The organism is Erwinia psychrophila (assembly GCF_039023475.1).
Classification (GTDB): domain Bacteria; phylum Pseudomonadota; class Gammaproteobacteria; order Enterobacterales; family Enterobacteriaceae; genus Erwinia.
The window spans coordinates 836,510-854,207 of the sequence record NZ_JBCHVB010000001.1; the positions used below are offsets into that span (position 1 = coordinate 836,510).

Annotated in this window: 16 protein-coding genes; 2 read left to right on the forward strand and 14 right to left on the reverse strand. The window is 56.6% G+C overall.

Going from position 1 to position 17,698, the window contains the following annotated elements; translation table 11 throughout:
- Positions 1-17 precede the first annotated feature (17 nt).
- From AAH446_RS03835 to yceD, 13 genes are all read right to left on the reverse strand, one after another.
- Entirely contained in the window at positions 18-818 is an 801-nt protein-coding gene (locus tag AAH446_RS03835; protein ID WP_342905386.1) for a metal-dependent hydrolase, read from the reverse strand.
- Between the two features lie 18 nt (positions 819-836).
- Positions 837-1,826: a DNA polymerase III subunit delta' gene (gene holB, locus AAH446_RS03840; protein ID WP_342905387.1), complete on the reverse strand. Its 990-nt coding sequence runs from the start codon at positions 1,824-1,826 to the stop codon at positions 837-839.
- Entirely contained in the window at positions 1,823-2,455 is a 633-nt protein-coding gene (tmk, locus tag AAH446_RS03845) for a dTMP kinase (RefSeq protein WP_342905388.1), read from the reverse strand. The genes holB and tmk overlap by 4 nt, the downstream gene beginning before the upstream one ends.
- A complete protein-coding gene (gene mltG / locus AAH446_RS03850) occupies positions 2,445-3,464 on the reverse strand; it encodes an endolytic transglycosylase MltG (protein WP_342905389.1) in 1,020 nt (339 codons plus the stop codon). Before mltG ends, tmk begins: the two co-directional genes overlap by 11 nt.
- A 12-nt stretch (positions 3,465-3,476) precedes the next feature.
- The gene (pabC, locus tag AAH446_RS03855; protein WP_342905390.1) at positions 3,477-4,277 is read right to left on the reverse strand and encodes an aminodeoxychorismate lyase; all 801 of its coding nucleotides are present in this window, start codon (positions 4,275-4,277) and stop codon (positions 3,477-3,479) included.
- A gap of 289 nt (positions 4,278-4,566) precedes the next feature.
- Entirely contained in the window at positions 4,567-5,808 is a 1,242-nt protein-coding gene (gene fabF / locus AAH446_RS03860; RefSeq protein WP_342905391.1) for a beta-ketoacyl-ACP synthase II, read from the reverse strand.
- Between the two features lie 94 nt (positions 5,809-5,902).
- Positions 5,903-6,139, reverse strand: coding sequence for an acyl carrier protein (gene acpP / locus AAH446_RS03865; protein WP_004157115.1), 237 nt, complete (start codon positions 6,137-6,139; stop codon positions 5,903-5,905).
- Between the two features lie 153 nt (positions 6,140-6,292).
- Positions 6,293-7,027 (reverse strand): 3-oxoacyl-ACP reductase FabG, encoded by a 735-nt coding sequence (gene fabG / locus AAH446_RS03870; RefSeq protein WP_342905392.1) that lies wholly within the window; start codon positions 7,025-7,027, stop codon positions 6,293-6,295.
- A gap of 19 nt (positions 7,028-7,046) precedes the next feature.
- Positions 7,047-7,970 carry an ACP S-malonyltransferase gene (gene fabD / locus AAH446_RS03875; protein ID WP_342905393.1) on the reverse strand — a complete coding sequence of 308 codons (924 nt, stop codon included), beginning with the start codon at positions 7,968-7,970 and terminating at the stop codon, positions 7,047-7,049.
- A 16-nt stretch (positions 7,971-7,986) separates the two neighbouring features.
- Positions 7,987-8,940, reverse strand: coding sequence for a beta-ketoacyl-ACP synthase III (locus tag AAH446_RS03880; protein ID WP_342905394.1), 954 nt, complete (start codon positions 8,938-8,940; stop codon positions 7,987-7,989).
- 5 nt (positions 8,941-8,945) lie between these two features.
- On the reverse strand, positions 8,946-9,980 hold the full coding sequence (gene plsX, locus AAH446_RS03885) for a phosphate acyltransferase PlsX (RefSeq protein WP_342905395.1): 1,035 nt from the start codon (positions 9,978-9,980) through the stop codon (positions 8,946-8,948).
- 26 nt (positions 9,981-10,006) lie between these two features.
- The gene (rpmF, locus tag AAH446_RS03890; protein ID WP_013508656.1) at positions 10,007-10,177 is read right to left on the reverse strand and encodes a 50S ribosomal protein L32; all 171 of its coding nucleotides are present in this window, start codon (positions 10,175-10,177) and stop codon (positions 10,007-10,009) included.
- Positions 10,178-10,191: 14 nt separating this feature from the next.
- Positions 10,192-10,713 (reverse strand): 23S rRNA accumulation protein YceD, encoded by a 522-nt coding sequence (gene yceD, locus AAH446_RS03895; RefSeq protein ID WP_342905396.1) that lies wholly within the window; start codon positions 10,711-10,713, stop codon positions 10,192-10,194.
- Between the two features lie 142 nt (positions 10,714-10,855).
- On the opposite strand from yceD, the gene AAH446_RS03900 reads away from it, so the two are divergent.
- Positions 10,856-11,440, forward strand: coding sequence for a Maf family protein (locus AAH446_RS03900; RefSeq protein ID WP_342905397.1), 585 nt, complete (start codon positions 10,856-10,858; stop codon positions 11,438-11,440).
- A gap of 119 nt (positions 11,441-11,559) precedes the next feature.
- On the opposite strand, the gene rluC is transcribed toward AAH446_RS03900, so the two are convergent.
- Positions 11,560-12,522 carry a 23S rRNA pseudouridine(955/2504/2580) synthase RluC gene (rluC, locus tag AAH446_RS03905; RefSeq protein WP_342905398.1) on the reverse strand — a complete coding sequence of 321 codons (963 nt, stop codon included), beginning with the start codon at positions 12,520-12,522 and terminating at the stop codon, positions 11,560-11,562.
- 576 nt (positions 12,523-13,098) lie between these two features.
- Here rluC and rne point away from each other — a divergent pair.
- A complete protein-coding gene (gene rne, locus AAH446_RS03910) occupies positions 13,099-17,010 on the forward strand; it encodes a ribonuclease E (protein WP_342905399.1) in 3,912 nt (1,303 codons plus the stop codon).
- Positions 17,011-17,698 lie beyond the last annotated feature (688 nt).

Genomic DNA, 17,698 nt, shown 5'->3' on the forward strand with positions numbered 1-17,698 from the left:
AATTACGAGCTATAAAATTATAGCGGAGCCTGGCCAAGGCGGGAAAGCGGCACATGAAACAGCCTGGAAAAGTTCTGCGTGGTCGCTTCAGCCATCTCTTCCACGCTTACGCCTTTCAGTACCGCCATATATTCCGCCACGTCGCGGGTATACGCTGGCTGGTTTTCTTTACCCCGGTGCGGCACTGGCGCCAGATAAGGCGAATCCGTTTCGACCAGCATTCTGTCCAGCGGGACGTAACGTGCCGCTTCGCGGATCATTTCCGCATTACGGAAGGTCACGATTCCGGAAAAGGAGATGTAAAAGCCCATATCCAGCAGCTTCTCTGCCGTCTCACGATCTTCCGTAAAGCAGTGGAGTACACCACCACAGCCTTCCACTTGCTCCTCTTTCAGGATCGCCAGCGTATCTTCCCGCGCGTCACGCGTATGGACAATCACCGGCTTGTTCAGATCGCGGCCAATGCGGATATGTTCACGGAATGAGGCCTGCTGCTGCGCTTTGGTCTCTTTCTGATAATAGTAGTCCAGCCCGGTCTCGCCCATCGCCACAACGCGCGGGTCTGCGGCAAGCTGACGGAGTTCGGCAAAGTCATAAGGCTCATCCTGATTAAGTGGATGGACGCCGCAGCTGTAGGCAACCTCCGGACGATCGCCAATCAGCTGGGTCATGGCCTTATAGCCCGGCAGCGTGGTGGCGACGGCCAGCATAAACTTCACGTCGCGCGCGGCGGCTTTGGCCAGCACGTCGGTAATATCCTGATGAAGCTTCTCGTAATCCAGGCCATCAAGATGGCAGTGTGAATCCACTAAAAACATAGTAACTCTCTGATTCGGTTAGCCGGCCTGGCTGGAATGCAGCATCTGCTCCCAGCCCAGCAGCCGGTCGGTCAGCAGCAGTTCACGATTAACCGCTACCACATTCAGCAGGCGATCGCGGCAGATCATCCAGTCGCGTACGCTTTGATCGAGGGCGCTGCCCGGCAGCTGCATCGCCAGCGAGGCGATCAGCGCCTGCCGATCGACGTTGGCGATAAACGCCCCGCCGCCCTGCTGCCACTTCAGCGCATCCACCAGCAGCGTGCAGAGCCAGCCGACGCGACGGGCCGCCTCCTCATGATTCAGCACGGGCAGCAGGCTGAGCATATCGCCCTGTACTGCGCCAGGCAGCGCCTGGCATAACGCCTGACGCGCGCTCCAGATTTTTTCGTCCAGTAGCGACAGCGCCGCGGCCGGTGCGCCGCCGCTCAGGCGCAGGGCGGTCATACTGTCACTTTCCGGGATCGATCGCTGCTTTTGCAGCCAGGCCAGACTCTGGCGCTCGTCGGGCGGTGCCAGGTGAAAGTTAAGGCAGCGGCTGCGCAGGGTCGCCAGCAGCTTCGCCGGCGCCTGGCTGCTCAGCAAAAACCAGGTATTGGCCGGCGGCTCCTCCAGCGTTTTCAGCAGCGCATTGGCTGCCGCTTCGGTCAGCTGCGCTGCATCAGGCAGCCATACGACCTTGGCGCCTCCCTGCTGGGCGTGATGGTAGAGTTTTTCCGTAACGCTACGCACGGCATCAATACCCAGCGAGCTTTTGCCTTTTTCCGGCTCCAGCTTATACCAGTCAGGATGGGTATGCGCCTGCATCAGCTGGCAGGCATGACAAGTTCCGCAGCTTTTTAACCCGTCGCGGCGCTGGCACATCAGCCAGCGGCTGATCCCCCAGACCAGCGAAGCATCGCCCATGCCCGGCAGTGCCTGGATCAGAAGCGCATGGTGACCGCGCCCGGCCTGGTGCTGGCCAATAAGCTGACGATAAGGCTGGTTCAGCCACGGATACCAGATCATCGCTGTTCCCGCAGCCAGTCAGCAAGCGTCTGACGAATAGCCTGAGAGACCTGCTCCAGAGGCAGGGTGGCGTCAATGGTTTTGATCCGATCATCGCTGGCGGCAAGAGCGAGATAGCGCTGGCGGGTCCGGATAAAAAAGTTCAGCGACTCCTGCTCAATGCGGTCCAGCTCGCCGCGCGCGCGCGCGCGCTGCAGCCCTACTTCCGGCGTCACGTCGAGGTAGAGCGTCAGATCGGGGGCAAACTCGCCCAGCACGCTGCTTTTCAGCTGCGCCATCAGCGCCGTATCCATGCCGCGCCCGCCTCCCTGATAGGCCTGAGAAGAGAGATCGTGACGATCGCCCACCACCCAGGCACCGCGTGCCAGCGCTGGCCTGATGACGTTTTCCACAAGCTGTACTCTCGCTGCGTAAAGCATCAGCAGTTCAGCCTTGTCGGTGACACGCTCGCCCTCCACGCCCTGCTTAATCAGATCGCGCAGCTTTTCCGCCAGCGGCGTGCCTCCGGGTTCACGGGTAAAAACAATCTCCTCAACGCCCTGTTGCCGGAGTTCCGCTACAACACGATCCCTGGCGGTCGTTTTCCCGGCGCCTTCCAGCCCTTCGATCACTATAAATTTACCGTTCATTCTGTTCCTTAACGCTCCGGCGCCAGGCCTGCACCGCCCGGTTATGACTTGCCAGATTAGTCGTAAAAGTGTGCCCGCCCTTACCGTCTGCGACAAAATAGAGGTAATTCGTTTTCAGCGGGTGCGCAGCAGCTTCAAGCGACGCTTTGCCCGGCATGGCGATAGGCCCCGGCGGCATCCCAGCGATGACATACGTATTCCAGGGAGTGGGCGTCTCCAGATCCTTTCTTGTCAGGTTGCCTTTATAGCTGTCGCCCATGCCATAGATCACCGTCGGGTCAGTCTGCAAACGCATCCCGAGGCGAAGACGGTTTATGAAAACCGACGCCACTTTACTGCGTTCGCTGCTGACGGCCGTTTCTTTCTCGATAATGGAAGCCATGGTGACCAGATCGTTTTTGTCCTTGTAAGGGAGGTCTTCCTTTCTCTCTTGCCAGATTGTTTCAACCAGGCCGGTCATCTTCTCATGCGCGCGTTTAAGCAGCTCCACGTCCGTCGTGTTTGCGGTATAGAGGTATGTATCAGGATAAAACCATCCTTCCACATCCTGCTCGTTGATTTTCAGCGCCGTCGCCACAGTGGCAAACTCATCATCCGGGATAGTATGTTTGATATAAGGCGCCGAACGTAGCGAGGCGAGCCACTCCTTCATCCGCGTTCCCTCAACAAAACGGATGGGAAACTGCGCTTCCGTACCCTCTGAGAGCAGAGCGAGAAGCTGACGCACGCTCATTCCCGTCGTTAAGCGGTAAGTACCGGCTTTGAAGTTCGCCAGGTCAGGTTCCAGCCTTAACAGCCAGCCAAACCAGGGGCTTTCTGGCACGATATGCTGCTTATTCAGGCCGGCCTCAAGCGCCAGCCGTCCGGACCCTGCCGGCAGCGTGAAAATGGTTTCCTTATCGATGGTCAGCGTTGAGGCGGCAAACTGACGGATTTGCCAGTAGCTGAAGGCGACAGCCGCGACAAGAATAAGGATGGCCCCGGTAAAAAATTTTCGCTTTGCGGTCATGAAATATCCATGTTAATTGTCCTGGAGGCTTATAAGCTCATACAGCTGGCGCGAGCTCCAGCGCCACTCTTCAATCTGGTATACCGGCAGTGTCGGCATCAGCGCGTTAGTGATCACCACTTCATCCGCGCCAGCAAGCGTTTCAGGCGGAACCCGGACCTCTTTAACAGCTATGCCCTGCCCGTGAAGCAGACGTATGACGCGCTGACGCTGGATGCCGTTGACGCCGGAATCGCTGAGATCGGGCGTGAAGACGTCCCTACCCTTACGCCAGAATAAATTAGCCGCACAGCATTCCACCAGCATACCTTCAGTGTCAAGCACCAGGGCTTCATCCGCGCCGGTCTGCTCAAGCTGTGTGCGGATCAGGACCTGTTCAAGCCGGTTAAGGTGCTTGATACCCGCCAGCAGGGAATTGCGGCTCAGGCGCACCGGGCTTAGTGCCAGTCTGGCGCCGGTCTGACGGAGCTGATGGTAACGGGCGGGATAGGGAGAGACGGAAAGCATCCGGGTCGGGTTGCCACATCCCACCGCGCTGTAGCCCCGCCCTCCGGCTCCCCGGGAGAGGATCACCTTCAGCACGCCCTCTTCCTGCCCACGGCTGACATGGATCATCTCCTGGCGCAGCGCATGCCAGTCAACGCGCTCAATCAGCAGCCGCTGGCACGCCTGGCTGAGCCGTTCAATGTGCTGCTCCAGCGCCACCACCTCGCCGTCGATAAGACGCGCCGTTGTGAAACAGCCATCGCCGAACTGAACAGCCCGGTCGTTTGCGTTAATACGGGTTTCTGGTTCGCCATTAATCCAAATCATAAGATCCCCTGGATATGCCTCGCTTAGTGGCTTCCTCTGTCTGGAGGGAATTGTACAGGGGTGAATACCAGCCGCAACCCTGCTTATCCTCTCAGCGAGATAACCTCATTTCCTGGAGCACATTACTCATCACCTTAACCGGAGCTGGTCAAGAGTCCGGCATAAGCGCATCGCCGCCCGCTGGGGCATATTTTACGATTTGAGTGGCATAAAAGAAGCGCAGGAAGTGTTGGAAGGGGGGCATTAAAAAGGCCCGCGGTGCGGGCCTTTTTCAATCTTTCAGTCGGGATCAGATTTTACGGAAAATCAACGAGCCGTTGGTTCCACCGAAGCCGAAGGAGTTACACAAAGCGTACTCCAGCCCCTTGACCTGACGCGCGGTATGCGGCACAAAGTCCAGATCGCAGCCTTCATCCGGATTATCCAGATTGATGGTTGGCGGAATAATCTGGTCACGCAGCGCAAGGATAGAGTAAATCGATTCTACCGCGCCTGCGGCACCCAGCAGGTGGCCGGTCATTGACTTGGTGGAACTGACCATCACACGACTGGCCGCTTCACCAAAGACAGACTTCACCGCCTGCGCTTCCGCTTTATCGCCCGCTGGCGTGGAGGTGCCATGCGCGTTGATATAGCCGATCTGTTCCGGCGACAGCTGAGCATCTTTCAGCGCATTTGCCATCGCCAGCGCCGCGCCTGCACCGTTTTCCGGTGGCGAGGTCATATGGTACGCGTCGCTGCTCATGCCAAAGCCTACCAGCTCGGCATAAATTTTCGCGCCGCGTTTTTTCGCGTGTTCGTATTCTTCCAGCATCACGATCCCCGCGCCGTCGCCCAGCACGAAGCCATCACGATCTTTATCCCAGGGCCGGCTTGCCGCCTGCGGATCGTCGTTGCGGGTGGAAAGCGCACGCGCAGCACCAAAGCCGCCCATACCCAGAGGCGTACTGCCCTTTTCCGCGCCGCCTGCCAGCATAACGTCAGCGTCGTTATAGGCAATGATCCGCGCGGCCTGGCCGATATTGTGCACACCGGTCGTACAGGCCGTGGAGATGGCGATGCTCGGTCCTTTCATGCCGTACATAATAGTCAGGTGGCCCGCTATCATGTTAACAATGGTGGAAGGAACGAAGAAGGGGCTTATTTTACGCGGTCCACCGTTGACCAGCGAAGCGTGGTTTTCTTCAATCAGACCCAGTCCGCCGATGCCGGAACCGATAGCCGCACCGATACGATCGGCATTTTCTTCGGTAATGACCAGGCCGGAATCCTGCATGGCCTGAATGCCAGCGACAACTCCATATTGAATAAAAGCGTCCATCTTGCGCTGATCTTTGCGCGAGATAAACTCTTCACAGTTAAAGTCCTTTACTAAGCCAGCAAAACGCGTTGCGTAGGCACTAGTATCAAAATAGTCGATCGGGCTGATGCCACTCTGACCGGCAACAAGAGCATTCCAGGTAGACTCTACGGTATTGCCGACAGGAGACAACATGCCAAGACCGGTCACAACTACACGACGCTTAGACACGTTCGTCCTCCAGGGAGGGAAAAAATGACACTATAGTGGAGTGGGACGTACAGATAAAACTCAGGCGGTCGAATGACCGCCTGGAGATGCTCACTTAAGCCTGGTGACCATTGATGTAATCAATAGCAGCCTGAACGGTCGTGATTTTCTCAGCTTCTTCGTCCGGAATCTCGGTATCGAACTCTTCTTCCAGAGCCATTACCAGCTCAACGGTATCAAGAGAATCAGCGCCCAGATCTTCTACAAAAGAGGCAGTGTTAACAACTTCTTCCTGCTTAACGCCAAGCTGCTCGCCAATGATTTTCTTAACGCGTTCTTCGATAGTGCTCATACTATTAAATTTCCTATCAAAACTCGCTTTCGCGATGGTTTTCGTAGTGTATAAAATGGTGAAAAAGATGCAACTAAATCCCGGCTGGTCAAACCACGATTTTACGCTATTTTGCGGGCATTACCGCAAATAACGCAAATAGTTTCGTGATTATCAGACCATATACATCCCGCCGTTGACGTGCAGCGTCTCACCAGTGATGTAGGCTGCCTCGTCAGAGGCTAAAAATGCAACGGCATTGGCGATTTCCTGCGCGTCGCCAAGACGACCCGCTGGCACTTCCGCCAGAATGCCCGCACGCTGATCTTCACTCAACGCACGCGTCATGTCGGTTTCAATGAAACCAGGAGCCACGACGTTAACGGTAATACCACGTGACGCGATTTCACGCGCCAGTGACTTGCTAAAGCCGATCAAACCCGCTTTTGCTGCTGCGTAGTTTGCCTGGCCCGCATTACCCATGGTTCCAACAACGGAACCGATGGTAATAATTCGGCCTACGCGTTTCTTCATCATAGCGCGCATTACCGCTTTTGACAGGCGGAATACGGCAGTCAGATTGGTGTCCAGGATCTCCTGCCACTCATCTTCCTTCATACGCATCAGAAGATTATCACGCGTAATGCCAGCATTATTGACTAAAATGTCCACTTCGCCAAACTCAGCGCGAATATTTTCCAGCACGCTCTCAATGGAGGCGCTGTCGGTCACGTTCAGCTGCATGCCTTTGCCGTTGTCGCCAAGCCAGGCGCTTATGGCTTCCGCACCGCTCTGACTGGTCGCCGTACCAATAACTTTAGCACCACGTGCAACCAGCGTTTCCGCGATAGCGCGGCCAATGCCGCGACTTGCACCGGTAACCAGCGCGATTTTTCCTTCGAAGCTCATCTTTATCCTCGTCTGACTGTTAAAGCGCCGCCGACAGGCTGGCCGGATCGTTTACCGGCGCTGCCGTCAGGGTATCAACAATTCGTTTGGTCAGGCCGGTAAGCACTTTGCCCGGCCCTATCTCCAGCAGCGAGGTCACCCCCTGCGCCGCCATGAATTCAACGCAGCCCGTCCAGCGAACCGGGTTGTAGAGCTGGCGAACCAGCGCACTGCGGATCGCTTCCGGCGAGGTTTCACACCGGACATCAACGTTGTTGACTACCGGGAAAGCCGGAGCGTTAAAGGTCAGAGCTTCCAGCGCAGCAGCCAGTTTATCCGCCGCCGGTTTCATTAACGCGCAGTGGGAAGGCACGCTGACCGGCAAAGGCAGGGCACGCTTGGCGCCGGCCGCTTTACAGGCCGCACCTGCACGCTCAACCGCTTCTTTATTGCCGGCGATAACCACCTGTCCCGGAGAATTGTAGTTCACCGGTGACACAACCTGACCCTGAGCGGATTCTTCACACGCTTTTGCGATAGCCGCGTCGTCCAGACCGATAATGGCCTGCATGGCGCCTGTACCTTCCGGTACCGCTTCCTGCATCAGCTTGCCGCGCAGCTCCACGAGCCGGATAGCATCCGCAAAGCCGAGCACGCCCGCACAAACCAGCGCACTATACTCGCCAAGGCTGTGTCCTGCCAGCATTGCGGGCGCTGAACCGCCTTTTTCCTGCCAAACGCGGAAAATAGCAACAGAGGCGGCCAGCAGCGCGGGCTGAGTTTGCCAGGTTTTGTTCAGTTCTTCCGCAGGGCCGTTCTGGACCAGCGCCCAGAGATCGTAGCCCAGCGCATCGGAAGCCTCACGATACGTCTGTTCAATCGTCGGATTTTCAGCCGCCAGCTCTGCCAGCATGCCCACCGTCTGCGATCCCTGACCCGGAAAAACCATTGCAAATTGCGTCATTGTGATGTCCTTTTAATCAAAAACGAACCAGCGCCGAGCCCCAGGTGAAACCGCCACCGAAGGCTTCCAGCAGAACCAGCTGGCCCGGCTGGATACGGCCATCGCGCACGGCTTCATCCAGCGCTGCAGGGACAGAAGCGGCAGAGGTATTACCATGACGGTCAAGCGTCACAACTACTTTATCCATGCCCATGCCCAGCTTACGGGCGGTTGCGCTGATGATGCGCAGGTTAGCCTGGTGCGGCACCAGCCAGTCGATAGCCTCACGCTCAAGGTTGTTCGCTTTCAGCGTTTCGTCAACGATGTGCGCCAGCTCGGTTACCGCCACCTTAAAGACTTCGTTGCCAGCCATAGTAAGATATGACGGCTGATCCTGGCGTGCACGATCCTGATAAGAAAGGCTGAGCAGCTGACCATAGCGGCCATCCGCGTGAAGATGGGTGGAAATAATGCCCTGCTCTTCACTGGCGCCCAGTACCGCAGCACCTGCGCCGTCGCCAAACAGAATGATCGTGCCGCGATCTTCAGGATCGAGCGCGCGCGCCAGCACGTCAGCACCAATAACCAGCGCGTTTTTTACCACGCCGTTTTTGATGTACTGATCGGCGACGCTGAGGGCATAAGTAAAGCCGGCACAGGCGGCCGCGAGGTCAAAGGATGCAGAGTCATTTATGCCCAGCATTTGCTGGATCATACAGGCTGAACTGGGGAAAGCATGGCTGGATGAGGTGGTCGCCACGATAATCAGCCCGATGTCGTCCTTGTCGATACCGGCCATTTCCAGCGCACGTTGCGCAGCCTGAAAGCCCATCGTTGCCACGGTCTCATCCGGCCCGGCAATACGACGCTCACGAATACCGGTTCGGGTGACAATCCACTCGTCCGACGTATCCACCATTTTTTCCAGATCGGCGTTAGTCCGCACCTGTTCGGGCAAATAGCTGCCCGTACCGATAATTTTCGTATACATGTACGTCAGTCACTCTTAGGTAATACAGCCTGAAGGCGCGCGGCAATTCGCTCGGGAATCTGCCGTCGCACCGCCTGCTCTGCCTGTTCAATTGCCGCTGCAAATGCGCGCTGATTAGCAGCACCGTGGCTTTTAACCACCGTGCTGCGTAATCCTAACAGACAGGCACCATTATACTGGTCGGGATTAAGATGGCCGAAGCGCTTACTGAGGCGTTTTTTAACAAAACGCGCCACCAGCGGCATCCACCACGCCCTTTTTTTACCTTCGCCCTGTGATGTCAACAGCGAAAGAAACATTCTTACCACACCCTCCATGGTTTTTAACGTCACATTGCCCACAAATCCGTCGCAGACCAGCACATCCGTTTTCCCGGTAAGAAGATCGTTGCCTTCGAGATATCCAATATAGTTAATTTCCGGCGTCTGGCGCAGAATTCCTGCGGCTTCCCGGATGCTGGTCAGCCCCTTGGTCTCTTCCTGGCCGATATTCAGCAGCGCCACACGCGGCGAAGCGACAGCCAGGATTTCCTCTGCCATGACGGCGCCCATCACGGCGAACTGCACCAGCATGGTGCTGTCGGAATCCACGTTGGCGCCCAGATCCATCAGCACCGTTTTGCCCGCCTGCTGATTCGGCAGCACCGACATCAGCGCCGGACGCTCAATGCCTTCAAGCGGCTTGAGCAGTAATTTAGAAAGCCCCATCAGCGCACCGGTATTGCCGGCGCTGACGCAGGCCTGCGCCCTGCCCGCTTTCACCAGCTCCAGCGCCACGCGCATGGAGGATCCGCGGCTGTGGCGGATCGCCTGTGAAGGGACGGCATCACTCGCAATAACCGACTCGGCAGGAATAACGTCCAGACGTGCCAAAGTCGCTGAATCAGCTTTTGCGAAGAATGACATGATGATGTCGGGATCGCCGACCAGAAGGATATGCAGATGCGTATACGAGGTCAGTGCCTGCATTGCCGCAGGCACTGTCACGCAGGGACCGAAGTCCCCGCCCATGGCGTCTATTGCCAGGGTCACACGTGTCAAAGTATCGCCGCGCTGTTCCGCAAGAATTACTTAGCGATGACCTTGCGACCGCGGTAGTAACCATCCGCAGTGATGTGGTGACGCAGATGCGTTTCGCCAGAAACTTTATCTACGGAAAGAGTGGTAGTGGTCAGAGCATCGTGCGAACGACGCATGCCACGCTTGGAACGGGTTGGTTTATTCTGTTGTACGGCCATGGACCTTACTCCTATTACTTACGCTTTAAACTGGCTAATACGGCAAATGGGTTTGGTTTTTCCGCCTCTGGAGGCAATTTGCCAAAGACCATGTCCGCCTCGGACACTTCACAGTGTTCAGAATCATGCACCGGAACGACAGGCAGGGCGAGGATAACTTCATCTTCAACCACCGCCAGCAGATCGATTTCGCCAAACTCGTTGACCTCGACCGGCTCGTACGCTTCCGGTAGTGCTTCAGCCTGCTCGTCGGTGACGACCGGGCTAAAACAATACGTCACGTGAACCTGATGCGGGAAAGACTGGCCGCAGCGTTGGCAACATAGCGTAACGGAAACCGCCGCAGTACCGTTAAGTACCGCTAAACGCTGGTTGTCTATCGCAAACGACATCGTACATTCAACATCACTGTCCACGCTCACTACCGATTCGGCAATCCGCTCCACCTGTTCAGGGGTGTAAACGCCCTGATAATCAAGACGTTTTTGAGCGGTACGGACCGGATCGAGAGTCAGGGGTAATTTTACCTTTTGCATAGGGCGCGCATATTAACTTTGTAACGAGATAGAGTCAAAGAAAAAGGCCGTCTAAACGCACCTTTCCCCCATAATACGCATCCACTGCGGCGCATAGTTTAAAATGCGGCGGACGAATTCGCTATCTATTCTGGAAAAAAATATGACCCGACTTGTTTTAGCCTCAACTTCCCCCTTTCGCAAAGCGCTGCTGGAAAAGCTGGGCCTCCCTTTTATCACTGCCGCGCCGGAGGTGGACGAAACGCCGCTTGATAACGAAACCGCCACGGAGCTGGTAATGCGGCTGGCTGCTGCCAAGGCCAGGGCGCTGGCTGACCGTTTTCCCGACCACCTTATTATAGGATCCGATCAGGTCTGCGTGATGGGTGGCGCAATTGCCGGTAAGCCGCATACGGAAGAGAATGCCCGTGCGCAGCTCCGGCTGGCCAGCGGCCAGAGCGTGACCTTCTATACCGGCCTGGCGCTCTGTAACAGCCGTACACAGCAGCTGAACTGCCTTTGCGAGCCATTCAGCGTCGATTTTCGTTCGCTCAGCGAAGAAGAAATCACTCACTACATCCGTAAAGAGCAGCCGCTCAACTGCGCGGGCAGTTTCAAAAGCGAAGGATTAGGCATCACGCTGTTCGAGCGCCTCTCAGGGCGCGACCCAAATACGCTGGTCGGGCTGCCGCTGATCGCACTCTGCGAGATGCTGCGTGAAGCGGGACTGGATCCGCTGGGAGGTTAAGTCGCTCCAGGCCATCATGGACGGCTTAACGGCGTTCGGCAGAGATGTACCTCACTGTCGCCGATTGCCCGTGCTCCGTTTTGTCCGCATAGCAAACGTAACGGGCACGGCTCTGGGCATTACCTGGCTGGAGAGTTTTTACGCAACACTTCAAGACAGTGCTTCAGCTCTGCATCAAGTGGCGCTTCTACCCGCATCACCTCGCCAGTGTTGGGATGGGTAAACCTGAGCGCAGCCGCATGCAGAAACAGCCTTTTCAGCCCGGTGCCTGCCAGCTGAGCGTCGAAGTCCCTTTCGCCATAGCGATCGTCAAAGGCAATAGGATGCCCGGCGTGCAGCGTATGCACACGTATCTGATGGGTGCGGCCCGTGATCGGGCTGGCTTTCACCAGCGTTGCATTGGCGTAACGCTCTTCTATTTTAAAACGCGTTTCGGAAGGCTTTCCTTCACTGTTGACGCGCACGATACGCTCCCCGCTTTGCAGAATATTTTTCAGCAAGGGGGCCTGTACGGCCTTTATATGGGCAGGCCAGGCACCACGCACCAGCGCCAGGTAATCCTTTTGCATCCCTTTTTCGCGCAGCTGCTCATGCAGCGAACGCAGCGCGGAGCGCTTTTTAGCGACCAGCAAGATGCCCGAGGTATCCCGATCCAGACGGTGCACAAGCTCCAGAAAGCGGGCTTCCGGTCGCAGCGCACGCAATCCTTCAATCACGCCAAAACTGAGTCCACTCCCGCCATGTACGGCCGTGCCGGAAGGTTTATTCATCACAAGGATATAGTCATCCTCAAACAGAATCGCCTTTGAGAGCGCGGCAACCTTGTCCAGTTTAGGGGAAACGGCAACCTCGTCGCGTTCTGCCACGCGAACGGGGGGAATTCGTATTTCATCCCCGGCGACAAGCTTATATTCCGGCTTGATGCGTCCTTTATTCACCCGCACTTCGCCCTTACGCAAAATGCGATAAATCATGCTTTTCGGCACGCCTTTAAGCTGCGTGCGTAAAAAGTTATCGATGCGTTGTCCTGCTTCATCGGCAGAAATCGTCACAATCTGTACTGCTGGAGTATTGGTTTTCATGGTTCGCGATTCTAAATAGGGCGTGAGGATAGCGCCACCTCTTTTTCTGTGCTTAACTGTCTGTAAGCCTTTTCCACGGCGCTTTTGCGGCCAGTTTTTAGGCAATTTGCATTGATGATATGCAATTCCTCCTAAAAGCTGGAATAAACATCGCAACGTGGGAAAAGTCACCTTGCTATCACAAGGTTAGCGATGGAATAATGTTATCGTTTTCCTGGTTCAAACCTTGTGAAACAAGAAAATAGCGTAAATAAGGAATTTTGCCGGATAGCCCATACACGCAGCAATGGCGTAAGACGTTTTAGGTAATCAGGCATTTAGCGGGCTGCGGGTTGCGGCCTGGACGACAAGACGGGATTGGTTCATTCAGGTTTACTCTGGCGGTTCCCCTCTTTAATTTAAAAGCGCTGTTTTTCCTAATGTGAAACAGGCTGCCGAGATTTTGCGCCCCTGAGCAGGCGACAACCGGGAGGTTGACGGCTTTGCGATGAGACACGGGGCCATCGGTGAGATCGCGTCCAGCGTTACTATTGCCCGTAGCTTTGTCACTAATGTAAGAATAATGAGTAAGTTACGATGAAAAGAATGTTGATAAACGCAACTCAACAGGAGGAGTTGCGTGTCGCTCTCGTGGATGGACAGCGTCTGTATGACCTGGATATTGAAAGCCCGGGGCATGAGCAGAAGAAGGCCAACATCTATAAAGGCAAAATTACCCGTATTGAACCCAGTCTTGAAGCGGCCTTCGTTGATTACGGCGCTGAAAGGCACGGTTTCCTCCCCCTGAAAGAAATCTCCCGCGAATACTTTCCCAGCAATTACTCCTCACATGGCCGTCCGAATATTAAAGACGTGCTGCGTGAAGGTCAGGAAGTTATCGTTCAGATTGATAAAGAAGAGCGTGGAAATAAAGGCGCGGCCTTAACCACCTTTATCAGCCTGGCGGGCAGCTATCTGGTCCTGATGCCAAACAACCCGCGGGCCGGCGGTATTTCACGCCGCATTGAAGGTGACGATCGTACCGAGCTGAAAGAAGCCCTTTCGTCGCTGGAACTGCCCGATGGCATGGGTCTGATTGTCCGTACCGCCGGCGTAGGTAAATCCGCCGAAGCGCTGCAGTGGGATTTAAGCTTCCGCATGAAGCACTGGGAAGCCATCAAGAAAGCGGCAGAAAACCGCCCTGCCCCCTTCCTGATTCATCAGGAAAGTAACGTCATTGTGCGCGCGTTCCGCGACTATCTTCGCCAGGATATCGGTGAGATTCTGATCGATAACCCTAAGGTGCTGGAGCTGGCTCGTCAGCATATCGCTGCGCTGGGCCGTCCGGACTTTAGCAGCAAAATTAAGCTCTACACCGGCGAAATCCCGCTCTTCAGCCACTATCAGATTGAGTCCCAGATTGAATCCGCCTTCCAGCGTGAAGTTCGCCTCCCTTCCGGCGGATCGATCGTTATCGACTCCACCGAAGCGCTGACCGCGATTGATATCAACTCTGCCCGCGCCACTCGCGGCGGCGATATCGAAGAGACGGCATTCAATACCAACCTGGAAGCCGCCGATGAGATTGCCCGCCAGCTGCGCCTGCGCGATCTCGGCGGCCTGATCGTTATCGACTTTATCGATATGACGCCGGTTCGCCATCAGCGCGCCGTTGAAAACCGCCTGCGCGAAGCTGTCCGTCAGGATCGTGCCCGTATCCAGATTAGCCATATTTCACGGTTCGGCCTGCTGGAGATGTCCCGCCAGCGCCTGAGCCCGTCGCTGGGCGAGTCCAGCCATCACGTCTGCCCACGCTGTAGCGGCACCGGCACCATCCGTGATAACGAATCGCTGTCGCTCTCTATTCTGCGCCTGATTGAAGAAGAAGCGCTGAAGGAGAACACCAAAGAAGTTCACGCCATTGTGCCGGTCCAGATTGCTTCTTACCTGCTCAATGAAAAACGTGAAGCGGTGAGCGCCATTGAGAAGCGCCAGGGCGGCGTGCGGGCGATTATCGTGCCAAACGATCAGATGGAAACCCCGCACTACTCCGTACTGCGCGTGCGCACCGGCGAAGAGACCCAGACGCTCAGCTATCATCTGCCGAAGCTGCATGAGGCCGAAATGGCTCTGCCTTCTGAAGAGGAGCATGCTGAACGCAAACGCCCTGAACAGCCGGCGCTGGCCGCCTTCGTTATGCCTGACGCTCCACCGGCGCATCAGGAACCCGCCGCTGCACCAGCGCCAGCTCAAGCCCCTGAGGCGCCGGCAAAAGCGCCTGCCGCCGAAGCAACGTCCGGCCTGTTGGGTCGTTTCGTTCGCGGTCTGAAGAAGATGTTTGCGGGTGAAGAGAAAGCGCCGGTTGCAGAACCTCAGCCTGTGGTTGAAGAAGCCGTGGCCGAAGCCCCTGCTGCCGCACCGCGTGGCGAGCGCCGCAACAACCGTCGTCAGAACAACAACCGCCGCGGTGAGCGCTACGGCGATCGCAGCGAACGCAACGGGGATCGTAACGATCGCAATAAGGAGCGTGGCGAGCGTAATAACGACCGCAACGAACGTACCGAGCGTAACGACCGTAATGAACGTACCGATCGCAATGAACGTAATGACCGTAGCGAGCGCAACGATCGTAATGAACGCAGCGAGCGCCCTGAACGTAACGACCGTAACAACAACCGTAATGAACGTATGGTACGCGACGCCAACCCAGCGGAAGGCCGTGAAGATAACCGTCGCAACAAGCGCAACAACGTCGCCCCGGTTGAGGTTCTGGACGAGCAGCTGCCAGTGAGTGAAGAGGCGCGCAGTGAGCAGCAGCCTCGTCGTGAACGCAACGACCGTACTCGCCGCCGTCAGGAACGTCCTGTCGTGCAGGAAGAGAAGCAGCCAGAAGCGATCGCCGCTGAGGAGACTGCGGTAGCCGGTGAAGAGACCGTTCAGGTCATGCCACGCCGTAAACCTCGCCAGCTGGACCAGAAGGTGCGTATTGAAACGGCAGAGCAGACGGCCGCCCGCGCGTTTGAGCCAGAAGAGCCTTCTCACGCTGAACCTGCCGAAACTTTACCGGCCGCTGTGGAAAATGTCGCCGGTCAGGAGGAAAGCGAAGAGCGTGAAAGCAACAGTATGCCGCGTCGCTCACGTCGTTCGCCTCGTCACCTGCGCGTAAGCGGCCAGCGCCGTCGTCGCTATCGCGATGAGCGTTATCCGAACCAGTCGCCGATGCCGCTGACCTTTGCCGCTGCCTCACCGGAAATGGCTTCAGGTAAAGTGTGGATCACCTATCCTGTCGCCCAGGCTGCTGATGAGCATGCTGAACCTGAACAGTCCGTGGTGCCGGATTATGGTCATGAAGACACGGCTGATGCCGTAGCCGTTGCCGCCGCAGCTAACGCAATGCCGACTGATGCGCAGCAGAGCGAAGCTCAGCCAGTGCATATGGCAGAGCCACAGCCGGAAAGCCAGCCGGCAGTAACGCCGGTTGATGCGAAAGAAACGGAGGCAATCGACGTTCCGGTGAATGAAGAACCTGCTGTTATATCCGCCGCGGATGAAGCCGTTGCCGACGCCACAGCAGAACAGGCACTGCCTGCTGATGAGGCCAGTACTGACAACGCTTTCGTTGAGGATGTGAAAGAGCTCGTTGAAGAAGCGAAACTGGCTGAAGAGCCTGCTTCTGCAAAAGAGCCCCAGCAGCCCGCCGCCGTTAATGCTTCGGATGTTAGCGAAGCGATCGAAAAGCAGGTTGAGGAAGTGCTGGAAGCACCGGTAGTGACGGATGAGCCTGTGGTGACAAGCGAACCTCATGCACCGGTTCCGGCCCGTGATGAGCCAGTGAACGCTTCAGCACCTGCTGAAACGGCTCAGGCATCTGCACCTGCGGCAACGCCAGCTGAGCCTGTTCAGGCATCTGCGCCTGCGGCAACGCCAGCTGAACCCGTTCAGGCATCTGCACCTGCGGCAACGCCAGCTGAACCCGTTCAGGCAACTGCACCTGCGGCAACACCAGCTGAACCCGTTCAGGCATCTGCGCCTGCGGCAACACCAGCTGAACCTGTTCAGGCACCGGCACCTGCGGCGATGCCAGCTGAACCCGTTCAGGCATCTGCACCTGCGGCAACGCCAGCTGAACCAGCTCAGGCATCTGCACCTGCGGTAACGCCAGCTGAACCAGCTCAGGCACCAGCGCCAGCTGTAACCCCTGCTACATCAGCGGCGGCTTCAGCACCGGCAGCGGTTCCTGCTACGCCAGCGACGGCAGCTGCGGCTGCACCGGCGCCGGTAGCGGCCCCCGTAGCGCCTGTGGCGGCAGACGTCACCAGCACGACGGCTCAGCCCGCTTATAAGCATCATGCCACGGCACCGATGACCAAAGCGCCTGCGCCAGATTATCAGCCAGAACCGGCGCGCGGCAGTGACTGGGTACGTCCTGACTTCAATTTTGAAGGCAAAGGTTCCGCAGGCGGTCACGCGGCAACCCATCAGGCGACAGCTCCGGCTACGCGTCCGTAGTCGTCCGAAAGCTGAATGCAAGCCCCGGTCATCTGACCGGGGCTTTTTTTATCCCTCAATCCAAAGTTCTCCTGCCATCACCAGCGGTATTTCCGCATTCATTTACTGAAACCTGAACCGTCCGGGCGCTCTCCCTGGCCTTACATCCGTATTCGCCTTCGTGCAGCTAAGGATGCAAAGAGCGAACGCCTGAGGCTGCACGGAGTGTCGTCATGACCAATTCCAAAGGTCAGATTTCTTCTTTTTTCCCGTCCGGTGAGGATGGCAAAAACAGCGCCGATGGTGGCGATAATTATCCGCTGTTCTCTGGCCTGAACTGAAATGAAGTGGCTTCTGGCTTTGGCGGGTTTTATGAGCGCCAGAACAGACTTTTGCGCAGGGTATTCTCGCCGCTGTTTTCTGCCACTACCGTCTCATGCAGCAATTGCTGTGGGCTAATGGCTTATGATAAGTCAGCGTTTGTTTAACCGCTGGCCGCTGTTCTGGACAAAGCTTTTGGACAGACGAAGTTTTGCAATGCCGCAGGCGTGAAGTTCACTGAGCCTGACCCTGGCGTATTTTCTGGCGGTGTAAAGCGATAGGGAGTCCGGGAGGAAAGGATAAAGCAGAACGAACCGGATAAAAAAATCCCGCGATCGGAAGGTTAGCGCCGATCGCGGGAGAAACTGAACGCACCCGGTTTAAGCGC

Bases quoted from the DNA above. Each gene is read 5' to 3' on its own strand.
- rluC (WP_342905398.1), bottom strand. From the start codon at position 12,522: ATGAAAACCAATACTCCAGCAGTACAGATTGTGACGATTTCTGCCGAT.
- acpP (WP_004157115.1), bottom strand. From the start codon at position 6,139: ATGAGCACTATCGAAGAACGCGTTAAGAAAATCATTGGCGAGCAGCTT.
- mltG (WP_342905389.1), bottom strand. From the start codon at position 3,464: ATGACCGCAAAGCGAAAATTTTTTACCGGGGCCATCCTTATTCTTGTC.
- rpmF (WP_013508656.1), bottom strand. From the start codon at position 10,177: ATGGCCGTACAACAGAATAAACCAACCCGTTCCAAGCGTGGCATGCGT.
- fabG (WP_342905392.1), bottom strand. From the start codon at position 7,027: ATGAGCTTCGAAGGAAAAATCGCGCTGGTTACCGGTGCAAGTCGCGGC.
- pabC (WP_342905390.1), bottom strand. From the start codon at position 4,277: ATGATTTGGATTAATGGCGAACCAGAAACCCGTATTAACGCAAACGAC.
- fabD (WP_342905393.1), bottom strand. From the start codon at position 7,970: ATGACGCAATTTGCAATGGTTTTTCCGGGTCAGGGATCGCAGACGGTG.
- holB (WP_342905387.1), bottom strand. From the start codon at position 1,826: ATGATCTGGTATCCGTGGCTGAACCAGCCTTATCGTCAGCTTATTGGC.
- AAH446_RS03835 (WP_342905386.1), bottom strand. From the start codon at position 818: ATGTTTTTAGTGGATTCACACTGCCATCTTGATGGCCTGGATTACGAG.
- AAH446_RS03880 (WP_342905394.1), bottom strand. From the start codon at position 8,940: ATGTATACGAAAATTATCGGTACGGGCAGCTATTTGCCCGAACAGGTG.
- yceD (WP_342905396.1), bottom strand. From the start codon at position 10,713: ATGCAAAAGGTAAAATTACCCCTGACTCTCGATCCGGTCCGTACCGCT.
- tmk (WP_342905388.1), bottom strand. From the start codon at position 2,455: ATGAACGGTAAATTTATAGTGATCGAAGGGCTGGAAGGCGCCGGGAAA.
- rne (WP_342905399.1), top strand. From the start codon at position 13,099: ATGAAAAGAATGTTGATAAACGCAACTCAACAGGAGGAGTTGCGTGTC.
- AAH446_RS03900 (WP_342905397.1), top strand. From the start codon at position 10,856: ATGACCCGACTTGTTTTAGCCTCAACTTCCCCCTTTCGCAAAGCGCTG.